Annotated in this window: 19 protein-coding genes; 11 read left to right on the forward strand and 8 right to left on the reverse strand. The window is 39.8% G+C overall.

Going from position 1 to position 18602, the window contains the following annotated elements; genetic code table 11:
• Positions 1 to 165 precede the first annotated feature (165 nt).
• Together NMK93_RS14275 and NMK93_RS14280 are read right to left on the reverse strand one after the other, a co-directional pair.
• Positions 166 to 483: a DUF3467 domain-containing protein gene (locus tag NMK93_RS14275; protein WP_185214170.1), complete on the reverse strand. Its 318-nt coding sequence runs from the start codon at positions 481 to 483 to the stop codon at positions 166 to 168.
• A gap of 24 nt (positions 484 to 507) precedes the next feature.
• Positions 508 to 1623, reverse strand: coding sequence for a M42 family metallopeptidase (locus NMK93_RS14280; protein WP_185214169.1), 1116 nt, complete (start codon positions 1621 to 1623; stop codon positions 508 to 510).
• Between the two features lie 93 nt (positions 1624 to 1716).
• Here NMK93_RS14280 and lgt point away from each other — a divergent pair, with 93 nt between their 5' ends.
• Both lgt and NMK93_RS14290 read left to right on the forward strand, forming a co-directional pair.
• Positions 1717 to 2544, forward strand: coding sequence for a prolipoprotein diacylglyceryl transferase (lgt, locus tag NMK93_RS14285; RefSeq protein WP_185214168.1), 828 nt, complete (start codon positions 1717 to 1719; stop codon positions 2542 to 2544).
• Positions 2545 to 2591: 47 nt separating this feature from the next.
• Entirely contained in the window at positions 2592 to 3797 is a 1206-nt protein-coding gene (locus NMK93_RS14290) for a multidrug effflux MFS transporter (protein ID WP_254528023.1), read from the forward strand.
• A 70-nt stretch (positions 3798 to 3867) separates the two neighbouring features.
• Here the strand turns inward: NMK93_RS14290 and aroQ are convergent, their stop codons facing one another.
• Positions 3868 to 4290 (reverse strand): type II 3-dehydroquinate dehydratase, encoded by a 423-nt coding sequence (aroQ, locus tag NMK93_RS14295; protein ID WP_254528025.1) that lies wholly within the window; start codon positions 4288 to 4290, stop codon positions 3868 to 3870.
• 33 nt (positions 4291 to 4323) lie between these two features.
• Positions 4324 to 5964, reverse strand: a complete 1641-nt coding sequence (locus NMK93_RS14300; RefSeq protein WP_254528027.1) for a gliding motility protein RemB — start codon at positions 5962 to 5964, stop codon at positions 4324 to 4326.
• Positions 5965 to 6157: 193 nt separating this feature from the next.
• On the opposite strand from NMK93_RS14300, the gene NMK93_RS14305 reads away from it, so the two are divergent.
• The gene (locus tag NMK93_RS14305; RefSeq protein WP_254528028.1) at positions 6158 to 7579 is read left to right on the forward strand and encodes a glycoside hydrolase family 125 protein; all 1422 of its coding nucleotides are present in this window, start codon (positions 6158 to 6160) and stop codon (positions 7577 to 7579) included.
• Positions 7580 to 7639: 60 nt separating this feature from the next.
• Here the strand turns inward: NMK93_RS14305 and NMK93_RS14310 are convergent, their stop codons facing one another.
• Positions 7640 to 8497: a hypothetical protein gene (locus NMK93_RS14310; RefSeq protein ID WP_254528029.1), complete on the reverse strand. Its 858-nt coding sequence runs from the start codon at positions 8495 to 8497 to the stop codon at positions 7640 to 7642.
• Between the two features lie 306 nt (positions 8498 to 8803).
• Here NMK93_RS14310 and murI point away from each other — a divergent pair, with 306 nt between their 5' ends.
• Both murI and NMK93_RS14320 read left to right on the forward strand, forming a co-directional pair.
• Entirely contained in the window at positions 8804 to 9628 is an 825-nt protein-coding gene (gene murI, locus NMK93_RS14315) for a glutamate racemase (protein WP_254528030.1), read from the forward strand.
• An 80-nt stretch (positions 9629 to 9708) separates the two neighbouring features.
• Entirely contained in the window at positions 9709 to 10449 is a 741-nt protein-coding gene (locus tag NMK93_RS14320; RefSeq protein ID WP_254528031.1) for a carboxypeptidase-like regulatory domain-containing protein, read from the forward strand.
• 35 nt (positions 10450 to 10484) lie between these two features.
• On the opposite strand, the gene NMK93_RS14325 is transcribed toward NMK93_RS14320, so the two are convergent.
• Positions 10485 to 10910, reverse strand: a complete 426-nt coding sequence (locus tag NMK93_RS14325) for a SufE family protein (RefSeq protein WP_185214159.1) — start codon at positions 10908 to 10910, stop codon at positions 10485 to 10487.
• Positions 10911 to 10916: 6 nt separating this feature from the next.
• On the reverse strand, positions 10917 to 12140 hold the full coding sequence (locus tag NMK93_RS14330) for an aminotransferase class V-fold PLP-dependent enzyme (protein ID WP_254528033.1): 1224 nt from the start codon (positions 12138 to 12140) through the stop codon (positions 10917 to 10919).
• A gap of 154 nt (positions 12141 to 12294) precedes the next feature.
• Here NMK93_RS14330 and NMK93_RS14335 point away from each other — a divergent pair, with 154 nt between their 5' ends.
• From NMK93_RS14335 to NMK93_RS14345, 3 genes are all read left to right on the forward strand, one after another.
• A complete protein-coding gene (locus NMK93_RS14335; protein WP_185214157.1) occupies positions 12295 to 13287 on the forward strand; it encodes an acyl-ACP desaturase in 993 nt (330 codons plus the stop codon).
• Positions 13288 to 14011: 724 nt separating this feature from the next.
• A complete protein-coding gene (locus NMK93_RS14340; protein WP_254528035.1) occupies positions 14012 to 14161 on the forward strand; it encodes a hypothetical protein in 150 nt (49 codons plus the stop codon).
• A 204-nt stretch (positions 14162 to 14365) separates the two neighbouring features.
• On the forward strand, positions 14366 to 15247 hold the full coding sequence (locus tag NMK93_RS14345) for an AraC family transcriptional regulator (RefSeq protein ID WP_254528037.1): 882 nt from the start codon (positions 14366 to 14368) through the stop codon (positions 15245 to 15247).
• A gap of 10 nt (positions 15248 to 15257) precedes the next feature.
• Here the strand turns inward: NMK93_RS14345 and NMK93_RS14350 are convergent, their stop codons facing one another.
• Positions 15258 to 16268: a zinc-binding alcohol dehydrogenase family protein gene (locus NMK93_RS14350; protein WP_254528039.1), complete on the reverse strand. Its 1011-nt coding sequence runs from the start codon at positions 16266 to 16268 to the stop codon at positions 15258 to 15260.
• Between the two features lie 398 nt (positions 16269 to 16666).
• Between NMK93_RS14350 and NMK93_RS14355 the strand changes: the two genes are divergently transcribed.
• The 3 genes from NMK93_RS14355 to NMK93_RS14365 are packed head-to-tail and all read left to right on the forward strand — an operon-like array spanning position 16667 to position 18447.
• The gene (locus NMK93_RS14355) at positions 16667 to 17104 is read left to right on the forward strand and encodes a MarR family winged helix-turn-helix transcriptional regulator (protein ID WP_254528041.1); all 438 of its coding nucleotides are present in this window, start codon (positions 16667 to 16669) and stop codon (positions 17102 to 17104) included.
• Positions 17105 to 17110: 6 nt separating this feature from the next.
• Complete coding sequence (locus tag NMK93_RS14360) at positions 17111 to 18115, forward strand: NAD(P)/FAD-dependent oxidoreductase (protein WP_185214152.1); 1005 nt, start codon at positions 17111 to 17113, stop codon at positions 18113 to 18115.
• 2 nt (positions 18116 to 18117) lie between these two features.
• Positions 18118 to 18447, forward strand: coding sequence for a 2Fe-2S iron-sulfur cluster-binding protein (locus tag NMK93_RS14365; RefSeq protein WP_254528044.1), 330 nt, complete (start codon positions 18118 to 18120; stop codon positions 18445 to 18447).
• Positions 18448 to 18602: the final 155 nt, after the last annotated feature.

The raw sequence follows: 18602 nt of genomic DNA on the forward strand, positions 1-18602 counted from the left end.
GGTTTTTATTTCAGTAAAATACATTAAAAAACAAAACATTCAGCAATATTTTCAAGAAACTGATTTTAACAGGCTGGAATCATTTCATGATTTTATACCTTCTCAGGAAACATCAAACAAAAATAGCTGCCAATGGCAGCTATTTTAAAGCTTTATGAAATAAATTTAAGCTTCGCCTTTTGGAGTTCCGAAGTTAAGGGGGTATGGCATATCCTTTGGTTGGATTGTTCCATTTTGCCCTTCAAAACGGCTGATGTTCTCCTGCAAAGCTTTCATTAATTGTTTTGCATGTTCAGGTGTCAAAATAACCCTAGACTTAACTTTAGCCTTAGGCACACCAGGCATAATCCTAACAAAATCCACCACAAACTCTGTATTAGAATGGGTGATAATTGCAAGATTTGAATACACTCCTTCTGCAATCTCTTCGGTTAGTTCTATGCTTAATTCTTGTCCTTCCGGATTTGGATTAGGGTTTTCCATGTCTGTTCTCTTCTCTAATTTATTTTATTTACTAAATGTTCTGAAATCCTGATCTTTTTGGATGGTGAGGACCATTTCGTAGATCAATCGGATCACATTATCCACATCTTCTCTGTGAACCATTTCAACAGTTGTGTGCATATAACGCAAAGGTAAGGAAATCAACGCAGATGGAACACCTCCATTTGAATATGCAAATGCATCGGTATCGGTTCCCGTAAATCGTGATGACGCCTGTCTTTGAATTGGAATATTATTCTTTTGGGCCACCTCGATCAACTGTCTGTTCAAGTTAATCTGAACTGCAGGGGCATAAGAAACCACAGGTCCTTTCCCACAGGCCAGATCTCCTTGGGTGATCTTATTGATCATCGGTGTATTGGTATCATGGGTAACATCCGTGACGATCGCCACATTTGGCTTGATATAATTGGCAATCATTTCTGCTCCGCGAAGACCAATCTCTTCCTGAACCGAATTGACTACATATAATCCAAAAGGAAGTTTTTTCTTGTTTTCCTTCAACAATCTGGCAACCTCGGCAATCATAAACCCACCAGCTCTGTTATCCAATGCCCTACCTACATAATAGCGGTTGTTCAAGATCATGAACTCATCCTCATAGGTGATCACACATCCAACGTGGATGCCCAGTTCTTCGACCTCCTCTTTGGAAGTACAGCCACAGTCCAAGAAAATATTCTTCAGGTTCGGGCTCTCTTCTTTTTCACCAGAACGGGTATGGATGGCTGGCCAGCCAAAAACCGCTTTCACAATACCCTTGTCCGTATGGATATTGACACGTTTTGACGGAGCGATCTGATGGTCAGAACCGCCATTACGGATGACATAGATCAAACCGTCTTTAGAGATATAGTTCACAAACCAAGAGATCTCATCCGCATGAGCCTCAATTACCACTTTGTATTCTGCTTTCGGATTTATGATCCCAACCGCAGTTCCGTAGTTATCAATATAGGTCTCATCGACATAGGGCTTGATATAGTCCAACCACATTCGCTGTCCCCCCCATTCAAAACCTGTTGGAGAAGGATTATTGATATATTTTTCAAAAAAAGACAAGGAAGCATCCGTCACTACCGATGCTCTTTCTTCTACTTTTGCTGATTTTTTTGCCATAGTGAAGTATTAATTCTCGCAAAATAAGTATTTCCTTAATTTTCGCAAAAATAAAATCCGAAAGCTTATCTTTACCGGACACATTATTGCAATATGTTAGATATTTTAAGTTTTATTACCTGGGGACCTGAACCAGAAATCTTTAAAATTGGATCATTTGGCGTACGCTGGTATTCGCTATGTTGGTTGTTAGCCTTTGTAGTATCTTACTTCTTGATGCTCAAGATCTTTAAGAGAGAAGGAAAATCGCAAGAGTTATTGGATAAATTAACCATCTATATCTTTGTTGGAACCTTAGTTGGTGCTCGACTTGGTCACTGTTTCTTCTACGACTGGGCATACTACAAAGAACATTTCCTGGAAATATTCATCCCCTTTCAGAAAATCAATGGAAGTTGGGAATTAACTGGTTTTACCGGATTGGCGAGCCATGGTGGAGCCATTGGTATACTGATAGCCTTATGGTTGTTTTCCAGAAATACAAAGACTAATTTCATGTGGATTACAGACCGTTTGGTCCTTGTAGTACCTATTGCAGGAGCTTTTATTCGTCTAGGGAACTTCTTCAATTCAGAAATGATCGGGAATCCTACAGACCTGCCATGGGCGGTCGCATTTACCCACATTGACCAGATCCCTCGTCACCCTGCACAAATGTATGAAGCCATTGCATACGTCATTATCTTTTTTATCCTTTGGGCAATGTACCAGAAAAACAAAGACCCAAAACCAGGGAAATTATTTGGAATATTCTTGATCCTTCTTTTTGGAGCACGTTTCGTAATTGAATATGTAAAAATCGATCAAGTAGCTTTCGAAGCTGGAATGTTATTGAACATGGGGCAGATCTTAAGTATTCCATTCATCTTACTGGGAATCTTTCTGTTGGTCAGAAAACCTAAAGAAACTAAAAAAGCTTAACAACATATAGCCCTGCATTAGAACAGGGCTTTTTTTATCCTTATTGAATGTCATCTGCGCTAAAAAATAACAGAAAAGTCACGCTGCTAATTTTAGGTTTACTATCTGCAATCGGACCTTTCTCCATTGATCTTTATTTACCTGCTTTTGATGTCATAGCTGAAGACTTCAATACTTCCGTGGATAAAGTTCAACTGACGCTTACCAGTTATTTTATCGGCATTGCCTTCGGTCAAATGATCTACGGACCGATATTGGACAAATATGGCCGCAAAAAGCCGCTATTGGTCGGGTTAGCTATATATTTCTTTGCTTCCCTTCTGTGTATCTTGACCAAGGACATCAATCATCTCATTATTCTTCGATTCCTACAAGCTTTGGGAAGCTGTGGTGGCATGGTTGGCGCAAGAGCTATGGTCACCGATTATTACAGCAATCGTGAGGCAGCCAAGGTCTTCAGTTTATTGATGTTGGTCATTGGGGTCTCGCCTATCCTTGCCCCGAGCATCGGCGCCTTTATGCTGGCCCATTTTGACTGGCATTATATCTTTTTATTCTTGGCTGTGCTATCCTTATTTATTTTGGTTGCTACGGCTTTCTTGTTGCCTGAAAGCTTTGCTGGAAACCGAAGTTTGTCCTTAGCGCCAAAATCTATCTTGGGAAACTTCTGGCAGGTCCTTTCCAATAAGGTCTTTATTTCCTATTGTCTGATCGGCTCTATTGCTTCGGCCGGAACTTATGCCTATTTAGCGGGTTCCTCCTTTGTGATGCAGCAATTCTTTGGGCTAACAAAAGCAGAATACGGGATAGCCTTTGCCTTTATAGCATCTGCGATGGTCATTGCAACCCAATTGAACCGTTACTTCTTGAAAAAACACAGTAGCGAATACATTAGCCGGATGGCGAATACTTGGCAGGCCTTCATAGGAATACTGATGATAATAGCATTAATGACCAATAGCCTGAGTTTTCCGGTATTATTGATCTTAATTTTTTGCTTCCTTTTCGGTCATGGTTTTATTTTCCCGAATACCTCAGCAGTAGCTTTGACACCTTTTAAAAGCCTAGCCGGCAGTGCATCTGCCCTATTGGGCTGTATCCAGATGGCCATTGGAGCCTTTGCTTCAGCCTTGGTCAGCTTCTTCCATAATGGAACGGCATGGCCGATGCTAATGGTGATGTGCTCTGGAGGAATTTTGTCCCTGATACTACACCTTATCGTCAAAAAAAGGGTTCCAACAACAGAATCTTAATCAAAAAAATAACATAAAACAAATAGCGGGGAACTTATGGTTCCCCGCTATTTGTTTTATGTTCATGAACTTATCCGTTCAAAAAGCTTTCTAATCCCAATCGATAACTATCCAATCCGAAGCCTAATATTACACCTTTGCAATTTTTGGACAGGTAAGAATGATGTCTGAATTTCTCACGTTGGTGAACATTGGAGATATGAACCTCCACAACAGGCGTATTGATCGCAGCGATTGCATCTGCTATGGCTACTGAAGTATGGGTATAAGCACCGGCATTCAATATTACCCCATCAAATGAAAAGCCAACTTCATGGAGTTTATCGATAATTGCTCCCTCAGAATTACTCTGAAAATAATGCAGGTCCAAAACCGCATATTTATCTTTCAGTTGTTCAAAATAGGTTTCAAAGGATTGGTCTCCATAGATCCCCTTCTCTCGAACACCAAGTAGATTCAAATTAGGCCCATTTAGGATTAATATCTTCTTCATTATTTGCGTTTATTCGATAAATATACTATAATCCTAAAGATCTCCATAAAGATTACGGAAACTTGAACGTAATCCCACTGTAATTACACCAGATTTCTGGGTCGGAGCTTTTTCGATCTTATTATAACGCTGCGTATAGCCCACTTCAAACCTCAAATTATATTTCGGGTTCAAGACATAGGCAGCTTTTAAATCCGCGTAGTAAAGATCGTTTTGAACACCTTGGCCGATTTTGTTGCCATAGGTAATAGGTGCAGTATTGTACGATTGGAAGATATCTCCACCATAGTTGATAAACTGTCCCAATTGTCCCATCGGATCGGTCCCATAACGACTGTACATCCCTTGAACAGAAAAATCAAAACGATTCCAAGAATAGTTTGCAATACCGATCAACTCCCTAAAGTTCGCTCCTCTAGGATGCGCCAAAGGTTCCCCACGGTTACTATAGTTAGAGATCGAAACAAAGTGCTGATAGGTATATGGACGAACCGCATTATATTCTGCCAAAATATTTAAGTTTCTTACACCAAAAATATTAAAGGCTTTTGCTCCCAATTGCATCCCCCATTTATTGTGTTTATATCCGTTGTTTGAGAAGAATTCCTTCGCAGTAAATTCACCTAAGAGAAACTGACCGTAAGCAGTCAAGTTATCAAGGATCTTATATTTTGCATTCAATCCCAAGAACATCTTATCTGGGGAAGAAATATTATTATTTTCCACCGGTCTCAGGAACAATACAGGATTTAGGTAATTGAAATCGAACCCTCTATGTCCAGCTTGATTACGGTTGGCCCAAATAACGGATTGGAAGAATCCTAAGGACAATCTATTGGTCACATTCCAATCTAAATACTGGAATGCACCCCATTTGATACCATCACCAAAACGACCACCTGAATTCAGGGAGTCAATCCTTGGATTATTTGGATCGGTCATATATGCCCAAATGGAAGTATATTGCACATTACCAACCTTACCGGTCAGTTTCAAATGCGCCATATTCGCTGAAAAATCTGACAATAGAACAGATCTATACCCATCACCTATAAAATTCTTATCATAGGCCAAGGTCGCTTGGAAATAGTCACTGAAATCGTAAGTTAGGTTCGCTGTAGCATACATCCAGTCCTTGGTCTTGTTGAAAGGTCTCTTGGCCATTGCCTGTCCAGGAACAACCTTCGATTGCATGATATACTCATCGATATATCTTGGGAATACACCTTGATTCTCGAAGAAGTTACCGTAGAAAGTAAATTTATCCTTTATGGTAACACCCGCTTGAACCCCACGGGTATTTAGCCAAGTGGTCCTTTTATCAGGATCAATCATTTCTGTACCGATGACAAAGTCTGGTAAAACATCCAAATAAAAGGAATGGTCTTCTTTTTCAACCTGAACAAGGTGTTCATTGAAGATCTTGCGCATAAACCAGTTATCTGAATCCACCGGATTCAATGATTGAATGGAATCCATCTTCTCTAACAATCGCCCTTTAAACAAATAGGGTTTTGAAGAAGTATGATAACGCGTATTCGGAGAATACAACTCCTCATCATACTTTTGATAATGCTGGTAAGAGTAAGGCTGATTTTTGACTTGCGCATGCAATTGGCCAAAGGCACTTAGGCTGAGCAGTCCGGCTATCGCATAAGATAAAGTATGTTTCATAAATTATTAGTCGAGATGTTTGGGCTATACTATCAAATTTTATTCCTAAAAACTCCCAAAGGTACTTTTATTAATTGAGCTAAACTTATTTTTGCTCATATTAAACGCTAAAACGTTTAGTCTATCCAAGGTAAAATCAAGTACAATTTGTATATTGCTACCTAATTAATTGTAAAACTATTCTATTAAAAATATGAAACGTAGAACTTTTCTTCAAAATTCTGCCTTATTGGGCGCCGGAATGCTCGCTAGCAAGTTCTCTTTTGCCGAGGGGATCAATGATTTCCCAGTAGTCCGTACGCCGGTAGACAAACGTCATTTCAGCAGTAAGTTGGTGGAAGGCATGATCAAGGAATTCCAGAAAAATGTAGCCGATAAAGAACTTGGTTGGATGTTCAACAACTGCCTTCCAAATACCTTGGATACCACTGTATATGATGAATCCAAAGGCGATAGAAAATTAACCTATGTCATTACGGGCGACATCGATGCCATGTGGCTTCGCGACAGTAGTGCACAGGTTTGGCCGTACATTCAGTATGTCAACAAGGACAAAGACCTCAAAAACATGATCCTTGGATTGATCAACAAACAATCTGAATGTATCAATATTGATCCTTATGCCAATGCATTTTACAATGATCCGACCAAAAAAGGAGAATGGTTTACGGATCACACCGACATGAAACCGGGAATGCATGAGCGTAAATGGGAAATTGACTCCCTTTGTTATCCTATCCGCCTGGCTTACCGCTATTGGAAAGAAACAAATGATAACACGCCATTTGATGACACTTGGGTAAAAGCGCAAGAAGCTACCGTGAGGACCTTCAAAGAGCAACAACGTAAAAATGGTGTAGGACCCTATAAGTTTGAAAGAACAACATCTAGAGGTTCAGATACCCTACAGGTAGATGGATATGGATACCCTGTGAATCCAGTGGGATTGATCGTTTCCAGTTTCCGTCCTTCCGATGACTGTAGCATTTTTGGATTCTTGATCCCATCAAATCTTTTTGCCATTGTCAGCCTTCGTCAATCTGCAGAAATCCTTAGAAAAGTTAAAAACAATACGGCGCTCGCTTCAGAAATGGAAGCACTTGCCAATGAGGTTGAAACAGCTGTCAACCAATATGGTATCATTGACCATCCAACACATGGCCGAGTTTATGCATTTGAGGTGGATGGATTTGGAAGTTACCTGATGATGGACGATGCCAATGTACCTAGCCTATTAGCCCTTCCATATCTAGGTGCGGTGGATGTCAATGACGAGGTTTACCAGAGAACAAGAAACTTTATCCTTTCGGATAAAAACCCATTCTTCTTTAAGGGAAAATTTGCAGAAGGCATCGGTGGTCCACATATCGGCCGCGATATGATTTGGCCGATGTCAATCATTATGCGCGCAAATACCTCTACCAATGATGAGGAAATCAGACAGTGTGTACAAACCTTAAAGAAAACACATGGCGGAACAGGCTTTATGCATGAATCTTTCCATAAGGATGATCCAAAAAAATTCACCCGTCACTGGTTCGCATGGACCAATACCTTATTCGGAGAATTGATGTGGAAACTTTATAAAGAAAAACCAGAGCTATTAAAAGCTTAACAACATAAAAGCCCTCAAACCAATGAAGTTATGAGGGCTTTTTTATTTCTATCATGTTTATTAATTTCTAGGCTCGGCCATGACAAGATAATACGTTTCTGAAGAATTTATTGGATCCTGTGCTGGTTGGGCCAATAAAACGATGTTATTTTTTGCCGTTTGCCAGATTTTTATTGGATAATATTTTTCATCCAATGGATTTTTAAAAAGCTCCTTGTATTTTCCAAAGAGATTAGTTTTTTTAACATCTCCGGTATAACTAAATTGACTTTCACCAAAATTCGTATTGATACATCTTGTTAATGCATTGAATGATATTTCTGAATATTCATTTCCCAGTGTGCCTCTGCCCAAACCAAATTCTAGTCTAGCAAATGGTTTATCTCCAGTAATGTTACTTTTTAGATTAAAATACTCTTTACTAAAAGTATTGTTTGAACTGTAAAACTCTGTATCCTTGCCATCCTTCCAGTTTATTCCCAAGAAGTCTTTTGTGTTTTTGACATGAAATTCTACCGAATCCCTTCTTACAACAGCATTGTCCTTAAAAGCTGATAAATAAAGGGTATAGGTCCCTGGTATGGAGAATGCAAAGCCAACCTTTACAGTAACTGAAGATTTAGTTTTTGATTCAAAATACATCTTAGGAATTTCCCAATGAACAGAATCAAATACTCCCATATATGTAATACCAATATCAAAAGGATCAGCTTTTTCTCCTTCTAATCCCAAAAAAGCATCCACGTTTTCGAAAAGACTCAGATCCGACTTATTTGCATTAATAGTAATTTTCGGATATTCTACCGCTGGTTTTGGATCTGGCTCTGGCTCTGGCTTCGGATCAGGTGTAATCTCACTCTTTGTACATGCAGCTAACAAAGCTACTACGGCAATTAAGGCCAATGTGATTTTTTTCATAACAAATAAATGGAATAGTTAAAAAGTACTTATACAGTCAAATACCGATATTATTAATAATGTATCTCACTAACAAAATGACCAAATTTATTTCGATTGGTTTAAATAAATCTGAAAATTTAATATTGAGTTAACATTAGCAGGAACCCTCTGTAGGATTAACGAAAAAACTAAAACTGAGATGTGTTTTTTTTTCAGATTCACTGCACCCACACATAACTTTATACGAAACAATTTTTGCAATCATTTGCATTTGAAAACAGAATCTGCAACCTTTGTATCAATTTTTAAGAAAGCACATTGTTCATGTCTGCAAAAAACAGTCCCGGTCCTATTGGCATATTTGATTCTGGATATGGTGGTCTTACGGTTTTCAAAGAGATCCATAAGCATCTTCCAGATTACGATTACATTTATTTAGGAGATAATGCTCGAGTTCCCTATGGCACCCGATCGTTTGAGACTGTATATGAATATACCAAAGAATGTGTTTTCAAATTATTTGAACTAGGCTGCAATCTGGTAATCTTGGCTTGCAATACCGCATCCGCCAAGGCCCTAAGGACCATTCAACAGCATGACCTCCCCGAAGGCAAAAAGGTATTGGGTGTGATCCGTCCGACCTCCGAAGTCGTCGACCAATTTACAAAAAGCAATAAAGTTGGAATTTTGGCGACCCAAGGAACGGTAAACTCCAACTCCTATGTCCTTGAGATCAATAAATTCCATCCGCAGATTGAAGTATTCCAGCATGCCTGTCCTTTTTGGGTCCCTTTGGTGGAAAACAATGAGCTAGAAAGTGAGGGCGCAAATTTCTTTGTCCAACAAGATATCCAACAATTGCTTGCCACGTCACCGGAGATGGACACCATCTTATTAGCCTGTACACACTACCCATTGCTATTACCCTTGATCGAAAAATACACACCAAAAGGCATCAATATTATTTCGCAAGGTAAATTGGTCGCAGAAAGCTTGGTTGATTACTTAAAGAGACATCCTGAAGTAGAAGAGATTTGCTCAAAATCCCAATCCTTGCAGTTCTTTACCACGGATGACCCCAATGATTTCAATCAGAAGGCGGAAATTTTCTTTGGCAAAAAGATCAGTTCAAAGTTTATCAAGGTATAAAATTCAGTTTGAGTTAAATTAAGTTAATAATCTAAAAACTACCGTTTTACTCTTTATTTTTAGGTATAAAACATACCTAGATGAGAATCCTTTTACTTTTTCTCTTGATCATTTCAGGAACACTTTCCCAAGCTCAGACCGTTTCTGGTATCCTTCGAGATTCGGAGACCGGAAGAATATTGGTCAAGGCCAAAGTAAAAAGCAGTATTGCAGAAACTTTTAGCGATCTGCAAGGAAAGTTCTCCATAAAGGTTATGAAGCAGGATAGCCTGTTTTTCTATCAGCAAGGTTATCAGGTACTGAAGATAAACCTCTATTTGGATCAACCCCAAAAAGATTTATCCATCATTACCTTAAAACCGAGTTATATTGCCATTGAAGAAGTAAAGGTTGAAGGAAAAACAGAGAAAAACGATTCCACTCAAATCAAAATCGACCTGGGCATCCCAAAAACGCCAAAATATCGACAGGTTGTCCTAGGTAGAGCAGATATGTCGGGCAATCCAAGAGGATTCTTGGCAAATGGAAGTACCGCAAGATTGTTTACCGTAGATTTACTTGCGGTCAAGAGAATGCTATTTAAGAGCAAAGTCAAAATCCCTTTAGAAGAACAATTGGAAGCCGATGAGTATAGCATACAATATATCGACATGACATTCTCGAAGGAATTGATCGAAGAAATGACCGGTCTGAAAGGCGATCAGGCTACTATCTTCCAAAACACCTATAGACCAAGCTATGAAGAGTTTTCTAAAATGTCAGATTACGAACTCCGTACCTATATCAAAAACCGCTTCGAAGAATATAAACCATCAAACTAAAAATGAAAAAGCTACCCTTGGGTAGCTTCTAATCTTTATGATGCTTTAGCCTGTAGAGCCAAACCATATAATTTCATCTGTTTGACCATGGAAAGCAATCCATTTGCCCGCGTCGGCGAAAGATGCTCCTTTAAACCTATCTGATCGATAAAATAAAGGTCGGCATCCGCAATTTCCTTTGGACTATGCCCAGATAGTACTTTTACCATGAGACTTACCAAACCTTTAGTGATGACCGCATCAGAATCAGCCGTAAAATATAATTTTCCATCATCTTTCAACTCAGGGACCAACCAAACTTTAGATTGGCATCCTTTGATGATATATTGATCTTGTCTATTCGATTCATCAATCAATGGTAATTCCTTCCCTAATTGGATGATGAGTTCATATTTCTCCATCCAATCTTGATAAAAGGAAAAATCCTCAATCAATTCATCCTGTATTGCATTAATTGTCATAATCTTTTATACTAACATGGCAACGGCACGTTTCACTCCTGTCACCAATGCGTCGATTTCTTCTTTTGTGTTATAAACTGCTAAGCTTGCCCTTACTGTTCCCGGAATATGGAACTGCTCCATCACGGGTTGAGCACAGTGATGTCCCGTACGAACCGCAATTCCCAATTTATCCAACAGCACGCCGATGTCATAAGGGTGGGTACCATCAACAACAAAGGAAATCACGGAAGATTTCTCTTTTGCTGTTCCGATAAAACGGATTCCTTCTACTTCACTCAATCTTTCCGTAGCGTAGGCCAACAATTCATCCTCATACTTCTTGATATTATCCAATCCCAAATGGTTGATATAATCAATCGCAGCATTTAAGGCAATTCCGGCTTCAATATTAGGGGTACCGGCTTCAAACTTAAAGGGAAGTTCATTGTACGTGGTTTTCTCAAAGGTCACATCTTTGATCATATCACCGCCGCCTTGATATGGAGGCATCTTATTCAACCATTCTTCCTTACCGTACAATACTCCAACACCTGTTGGGCCGTACATCTTATGTCCTGAGAACACCAAGAAATCAACGTCCAGTTCCTGAACATCAATTTTTATATGTTGAACAGCCTGCGCCGCATCAATCAGCACCGGTGTATTTTGAGCATGCGCCAAATCAATAATTTCCTTGATTGGATTGATCGTGCCCAATGCATTCGAGACATAATTCACAGAAACAATCTTGGTTTTGGGGCTTAATAAAGATTTATAAGCATCCATATCCAATTCACCAGCTTCTGTCATCGGGATTACCTTCAAGGAAGCACCCTTCGCTTCGCAGATCATCTGCCAAGGAACTATATTAGAATGGTGCTCCATGGCCGAAATTAGGACCTCATCCCCTGCCGAAATAAACTCCTGTCCAAAACAGGTCGCCACTAAATTGATGCTATCTGTTGTTCCTTTGGTAATAATGATTTCATAGTCATGCTTTGCATGAATGAACTCCTGAACCTTTCTACGGGTTACCTCAAAGGCATCCGTGGAAATCTGACTTAGGTAATGAACCCCACGATGAACATTGCTGTTCATATCGGTATAATAGTTTAGGATGGCATCAATCACCGCTTTAGGCTTCTGTGTTGTTGCACCATTATCTAAATAGACCAAAGGCTTCCCGTTTACCTCACGTTTCAAAATCGGAAAATCTTCTCTAATCGCTTTGATGTCTAATGTATTCAATTCTAACTCTTTTTAATTAACACACAAAGTTAAGATATAATAAAACATATCGGGCATCAATAAAGTTATTTATAAGTAATAATCCATATTGCGGTTTGAAATAATAAAATATTAAATTATTATTAAGAGCAGATTGACTACCTTTGTTATAATTATGCAAGAACTACCTTTAAACATACCAGAAGGCTCAAGAAAAGAGGTAATGACCTACTTGGAACCCTTCATGCTCAATGAAATGGCCGAGTACCTAAAACCTGTTGAGGATATGTGGCAACCAGCAGATTTTCTGCCTGATTCTGCAAGAGACACTTTTTTTGAGGAAGTCCGTGATTTACAGGAAAGCGCGAAGGAATTACCTTACGACTTAGTAGCAGTGCTGATTGGCGACACCGTGACCGAAGAAGCCCTACCTACTTATGAGTCTTGGTTGACCATGGTGGACGATGTAAACAAAAACGAACAAGGTGGCTGGATGAAATGGGTTCGTGCATGGACTGCGGAAGAAAACAGACACGGGGATTTGCTGAACAAATACCTTTACCTGTCGGGCAGGATTGACATGAAACAGTTTGAGATCTCCGTTCAATATCTGATCAAGGATGGTTTCGACATCGGTACAGGTGCCGATCCTTATAGAAACTTTATCTATACTTCATTTCAGGAATTAGCAACGAATGTTTCCCATAGACGTGTTGCTGCCCTTTCTAAGAAAAGCGGTGATAAATTGCTGGCAAAAATGTGTGGTGTTATTGCTTCGGATGAAGCGAGACACGCAAAAGCATATATGTCCTTTATCTCTCATGCCATGGCAGTAGACCCTAGTGAGGTCATGATTGCATTTGAAGACATGATGAAGAAAAAGATCGTCATGCCGGCGCACTTCCTGAGAGAATCTGGAGAACCTCAAGGTGGAGCGTTCGCCCATTTCTCGGATGCTGCTCAACGATTAGGCGTGTATACGGCCGTTGACTATGTAGATATCCTAAAAGAATTGATCAATGATTGGAAAATCGACCAAGTTTCCGGATTGAATGAACAAGGTGAGAAAGCTCGCGACTATCTCATGCGCCTACCAGATCGCTTATTGCGCCTGGCCGACCGCATGAAAGTCCCAGAGAAACAATATAACTTCAAGTGGATCTATTAATCCCTTGATTCAAAACCCAAAAGAGACCGCAGATTGCGGTCTCTTTTGGGTTTTGAGATATTTATTTGAACCAGGATCAAAGGGATGGGAGGATGGACCAAGATCATGGTATGAATATGGCTTCCTAGCCTATTTTGTGCCTCAATTCCGTCGGGGCGAATCGCATTTGCCCGCTTCATATTTTGAATAAACAATAGGTTTTTATTTGCGTACATATCTGCACATTTGGTTTCCGCCACGATGTCATTCTGGCGAAGGAAGGATCTCGGAACTATATAAAAATCCAATTTTGAAATCATTAAGTATTACAATGGCGTACAGGTCCTCAATCTTCGATCGAGAATGACAGGCAATTTTGGGAGGAGAACCGTACAGATTCCTCACTGATCGTTCAGAATCAAAATGCGCTAAAGAGGGATTCAGAGTGAAACGAAGAATCTATTGTTTTAATTTTTTTGAGATGGTTGTCATTCCGAAATCGTAAGATGAGGAAACCATTTCAAATAAAGAATGGATAGGTCCTAGACCCTTCGGGGAAAGCCCTCAGGGTGACACAAAAGATTTATTGAAAAACATTTCACCCACGCTTTGGGTTGGCCCAAAAACAAACCACCCTTCTACAAAGATTTCACCCCCTCTGGGGGTTTTAAAATTCTAAAAGCATCCATCCTTCCAAAGGAAGCCCTTTAGCCCCCCGGCTCATTTCCAATGGCGGAAAAATGGAATGAATGCCGTTGCCCGGTGCGATGGGATTGGCCTTGGAATGCTTCCTCAAGATCATCCCATCAAAAGGGAGGATATTGAGGAAGATATTCCTGACATCAAGGCATTCTTTTCATGTGAAGTGGATGGTGCGAAAAGCCATCTTAAATGAGCCGAAGCGTTTTGGTTACTTTTGCGCCTCAAAAGTAACGAAGAGAATTGGTATCCGTGAGCTCCTCCGTCGGTTTGGTTACTTTTCCGCGAAAAAGTAACGAATACCCCCCTTCTATCTTATTTATTACAGAGTTTATTTGAATTCCCTTTCGCAAATCCGTAATTTCAAGGCACATTACCTGGAATCACATAACATCAATACATGAAACCCAAATTTGACCGCATATTAAGTCAACTTGACAATGAAGTGTACAAATTCCGACACTTTAGCGATCAATTGTTTTCAACGAACTTCCATTTTCATAAAGAGATCCAAATTAACTATATACAAGAGGGTTCTGGGCAACGTGTGGTTGGGGACAATATCTCCAATTTTGAAAAGGATGAACTTACGCTTTTGGGGTCCAATCTACCACATGTATGGTACTCCAATCCATCCAGCCATCCAGATGATAAAAAGGCAATATCCATCACCTTGTTCATTGATGTGGACAAATGTTTATCCCTATTGGATCCCCTGCAAGAAACCCACTCCCTGCGGAATTTCTTTGATAAGATGGATCGGGGCGTAATGTTTCTGGGTAAAACAAAAAAAGAACTGACCAAGCTACTTTTTGCCATCAATGAAGCAGAAGATCTGCAGAGGACCATCTATTTCCTGCAGCTGTTGGAACGCTTGATCAAGGCGGAGGACTTCCGATATATATCGAGCTCATCCTATAGGAACCGGTATTCAACCCAAGAATTTAAGGGCAATCAGGTAGATCACATTATCCGTTTTGTACTAGAGAACTACAATAAGGAGATTAAACTGGATGAGGCAGCGGAGATGGCGAGCATGACTAAACAGGCCTTTTGCCGTTTTTTCAAAGCTAGGACCCAAAAAAGCTTTATACAATTCGTCAACGAAACCCGAATCAGCATCGCTTGTCAAGAGATTTTAAAAACCGATAGCCTGATCAGCAATATTGCCTATGATTGCGGTTTTTCAAGCCTATCCAACTTCAACAAGATATTCAAATCGATCAAGGGTGTTACGCCCCGACAGTATAAGGATCGGTTAATGGGAAGGCTGGAAGCTTAATTTCCCGTAATCAGAACTCCACAAGTGCCTTTATTACCATTGAATTCGGATCCAAAAGGCCTTGAAATTTATACCCAAGTTCTTCAAAACCAATTTTATGCGTAATAAAATGTGCTAGATTGATCTTTCTATTTTTCAAAAATGAAATGACCTCTTCAAAATCACTTCGATCAGCATTTCTACTGCTCATTAAGGTGGCTTCACGTTTATGAAATTCCGGATGACTGAATTGAATAGTCCCTGCTTGCAATCCTATCAAAACATACCTACCCGTATGGGCAAGGTACTGAAAACTGGAATTAATGGCCTCCAAATTACCACTAGCATCGAATACTACATGTGCCATAGTTCCCTTACTGAACTCTTGCAACTTCTCCACTGCAGAACCCGACCTCACATTGTAGGTTTCTAGTTCTTCTACCATTTTTTTAGCTGCAGCCAATCTATCCTCATGTACATCCAACAAAAGGACCTTAGCCCCTCTCTCTGTAGCAAAAATTGAGGTCGCAATCCCTATGGGCCCCGCACCAACAATGAGCACGAATTCTCTAGGCTCCAATTTTGCCCTTTTGACAGCATGCAATGCAATAGAAAAGGGTTCTACCAGAGCTAATTCTTCAGTTCTTAAGCCTTCTCCAGCAATCAAGGAACTATCAGGAACTTGGATCAACTCTTTCATTCCACCATCAATATGTACGCCGAACACCTGCAAAGAAACACAGCAATTCCCTTTCCCCTTTTGGCAAGCCACACATTCCCCACAATTAAAATAGGGCAATACCGTCACTGATTGTCCCTTTTGGAAATTAGGGTCCATTGTTTCTACGATTTCGGCTGCAATTTCATGACCTAGCACCCTAGGATAGGTAAAATAAGGCTGCGTTCCTTCAAAGGCATGCAAGTCAGTCCCACAGATGCCGATTGCCTTGACCTTTAACAGGGAATGTCCAGGTTTGATCCGATTACAGACCTCTTCTTTATATTCCAATTCTCCAGGTTTTTTACATGCTAAGATTTGCATAGATTTAGGATTTAGATTTCATAAAATTAATTATGTTTGAGAAAGGATTTTTGATCGATATTATCTTTAAATAAATAGATATTAACAAAAAAAAGCCATTCCAAAAAAACCAAAAATTTGAGTTCAATAAAATATTCATTAAACTCTGGCTCAACCATTTCATTTAAAATTTGATGTAAGTATACCACCAAGCTCCGACCTCATTCGAGACACATTCCGAATTTTCCGAACATGTCTCGAATGAGGTCAAACTGAGGTCCGAAGATTATTGACCTGGAGGAGTCAATGAAAATCGAATTTTGGAATTTTATCAATCATAATAATCATGTAATATTTCAGTCCAAATTCTTTGAAATGTTAAATATTGAGTAAATTTACTTGTTGTACTAATAGTTGTTATGCTAAAAGAAAAATTCAATCAATATTCCTTTATTCTAGACCGTACGGCTAGAAGGGTAAAGCAGTTTGCCCAGTCTTCCTTTTCGGCACATGGGATTGACCTTACTGTAGACCAATGGTCGGTGATAAAAACGCTATATGAGCAGGAGGACTTGACCCATAAAGATCTGTCAGAGAAATGTGGGAAAGACCAACCCACGATGACCAGGATCGTCGATCTATTATTGAAGAAAGGTTATGTACATCGCATTGTGCATCCTAATGATCGTAGGAGCCTGCATATTCAATTGACTGAGGCTGGACAGGCGCAAGCGAAAAGTTTAACTCCACTGGTAAAGGATTTTAGGATGAAGGCATGGGAGAATTTGACAGAAGAAGATTTCGAAAATTTCACGAGAATATTAAACACAATTTATAATAATCTAGAAACAAAATAAAAAGATATGATTACGACAGATATTTGCATAATTGGAGCTGGACCCGTGGGTCTATTCGCTGTATTTGAAGCTGGTCTTTTAAAAATGCGCTGTCATTTGATTGATGTATTGCCACAGGTTGGGGGCCAGCTATCGGAAATCTATCCACACAAACCAATCTATGATATCCCGGGCTATCCCAGTATTACCGCACAGGAATTGATCAACAATCAGATGAAGCAGAATGAACCATTCCAACCCACATTTACCTTGGGTGAGCGGGTTGATGGCTTGCAGAAGCAAGAGGATGGATCTTATATGGTAGTCGGTTCGGAAGGTACTCAGATCCATTGCCAAGTTGTGGTTATTGCAGGTGGACTAGGTTGTTTTGAACCTCGAAAACCGGAACTGCAAAACCTGAGCAATTTTGAGGGCAAGAATGTGCATTACATGGTCAAAAATCCAGAAAAATTCCGGGACCAACGCATCGTTATCGCTGGAGGTGGTGATTCTGCATTGGACTGGACCATCTTTCTGAGCGATGTCGCAAAAGAGGTGACATTGGTGCACCGCAGTGACAATTTCCGCGGAGCACCAGATTCAGCGGAGAAGGTCTTCAATTTGGCACAAACCGGTAAGATCAATCTTTTGCTATCACATAACTTACAGAGCCTCAATGGCAATGGCCATTTAGAATCTGTACTTATGACAAACAAAAGCAAGGAAGAGATTGTTGTTCAAACAGATCATTTCATCCCACTTTATGGATTGAGCCCTAAGTTAGGGCCGATTGCAGATTGGGGATTAAACATTGATAAAAATGCCATTGAGGTGGATACATTTGATTATTCGACCAATGTGGAGCGGATTTATGCCATCGGTGATATCAACACCTATCCGGGAAAATTAAAGCTGATCTTATGTGGTTACCATGAAGCAGCATTAATGGTTCAGAGTGCCTTTAAGTATGTCTATCCGGAGCAAAAACTAAGTTTTAAATACACGACAGTAAACGGTATCAATGCGTTCTAATTATGGAGAATATCATCACTATTAATGTAGAGGATCGAGACGGGACAAGGCAGGAAGTCATGGTCCCTACAGATGTAAACCTGAGCTTGATGGAAATCCTGAAAGCATCAGAATACGATATCTTGGCAACCTGCGGCGGTATGGCACTCTGTGCTACCTGTCATGTAGAAGTTCTTGAGGGGGCAGAAAATCTGCCAGAAGCGGAAGATCAAGAGCTAGATATGCTAGACACCTTACCTGATTCGGATGACAAGAGCAGGTTAGCTTGTCAGCTGAGGTTGACCGAATCGAATAATGGTTTGACCATAAAGATTAAGGGAAGTTTACAATAAGCTTCAATATAGTGTACTTACTACACTTAGTTCGCTATATTTAACTTATTGAAAACAAAGAGAATAGCACGAGTTTAAACATCAATTTCATGTTTTATCTAAATTAAATGCAAATTATTGATAAAATATGCAGGAAAATGTCAGATATTTGTGCC

It is taken from the genome of Sphingobacterium sp. LZ7M1 (genome assembly GCF_024296865.1).
Classification (GTDB): Bacteria; Bacteroidota; Bacteroidia; order Sphingobacteriales; family Sphingobacteriaceae; genus Sphingobacterium.

What these genes read in the sequence shown, in the direction of transcription:
- NMK93_RS14325 (WP_185214159.1), bottom strand. Translation starts at nt 10,910, where the DNA reads ATGACAATTAATGCAATACAGGATGAATTGATTGAGGATTTTTCCTTT.
- NMK93_RS14350 (WP_254528039.1), bottom strand. Translation starts at nt 16,268, where the DNA reads ATGCAAATCTTAGCATGTAAAAAACCTGGAGAATTGGAATATAAAGAA.
- NMK93_RS14310 (WP_254528029.1), bottom strand. Translation starts at nt 8,497, where the DNA reads ATGAAAAAAATCACATTGGCCTTAATTGCCGTAGTAGCTTTGTTAGCT.
- NMK93_RS14290 (WP_254528023.1), top strand. Translation starts at nt 2,592, where the DNA reads ATGTCATCTGCGCTAAAAAATAACAGAAAAGTCACGCTGCTAATTTTA.
- NMK93_RS14300 (WP_254528027.1), bottom strand. Translation starts at nt 5,964, where the DNA reads ATGAAACATACTTTATCTTATGCGATAGCCGGACTGCTCAGCCTAAGT.
- aroQ (WP_254528025.1), bottom strand. Translation starts at nt 4,290, where the DNA reads ATGAAGAAGATATTAATCCTAAATGGGCCTAATTTGAATCTACTTGGT.
- NMK93_RS14360 (WP_185214152.1), top strand. Translation starts at nt 17,111, where the DNA reads ATGATTACGACAGATATTTGCATAATTGGAGCTGGACCCGTGGGTCTA.
- NMK93_RS14345 (WP_254528037.1), top strand. Translation starts at nt 14,366, where the DNA reads ATGAAACCCAAATTTGACCGCATATTAAGTCAACTTGACAATGAAGTG.
- NMK93_RS14275 (WP_185214170.1), bottom strand. Translation starts at nt 483, where the DNA reads ATGGAAAACCCTAATCCAAATCCGGAAGGACAAGAATTAAGCATAGAA.
- NMK93_RS14280 (WP_185214169.1), bottom strand. Translation starts at nt 1,623, where the DNA reads ATGGCAAAAAAATCAGCAAAAGTAGAAGAAAGAGCATCGGTAGTGACG.
- NMK93_RS14340 (WP_254528035.1), top strand. Translation starts at nt 14,012, where the DNA reads ATGAATGCCGTTGCCCGGTGCGATGGGATTGGCCTTGGAATGCTTCCT.
- NMK93_RS14320 (WP_254528031.1), top strand. Translation starts at nt 9,709, where the DNA reads ATGAGAATCCTTTTACTTTTTCTCTTGATCATTTCAGGAACACTTTCC.
- murI (WP_254528030.1), top strand. Translation starts at nt 8,804, where the DNA reads ATGTCTGCAAAAAACAGTCCCGGTCCTATTGGCATATTTGATTCTGGA.
- lgt (WP_185214168.1), top strand. Translation starts at nt 1,717, where the DNA reads ATGTTAGATATTTTAAGTTTTATTACCTGGGGACCTGAACCAGAAATC.
- NMK93_RS14335 (WP_185214157.1), top strand. Translation starts at nt 12,295, where the DNA reads ATGCAAGAACTACCTTTAAACATACCAGAAGGCTCAAGAAAAGAGGTA.
- NMK93_RS14355 (WP_254528041.1), top strand. Translation starts at nt 16,667, where the DNA reads ATGCTAAAAGAAAAATTCAATCAATATTCCTTTATTCTAGACCGTACG.
- NMK93_RS14365 (WP_254528044.1), top strand. Translation starts at nt 18,118, where the DNA reads ATGGAGAATATCATCACTATTAATGTAGAGGATCGAGACGGGACAAGG.
- NMK93_RS14305 (WP_254528028.1), top strand. Translation starts at nt 6,158, where the DNA reads ATGAAACGTAGAACTTTTCTTCAAAATTCTGCCTTATTGGGCGCCGGA.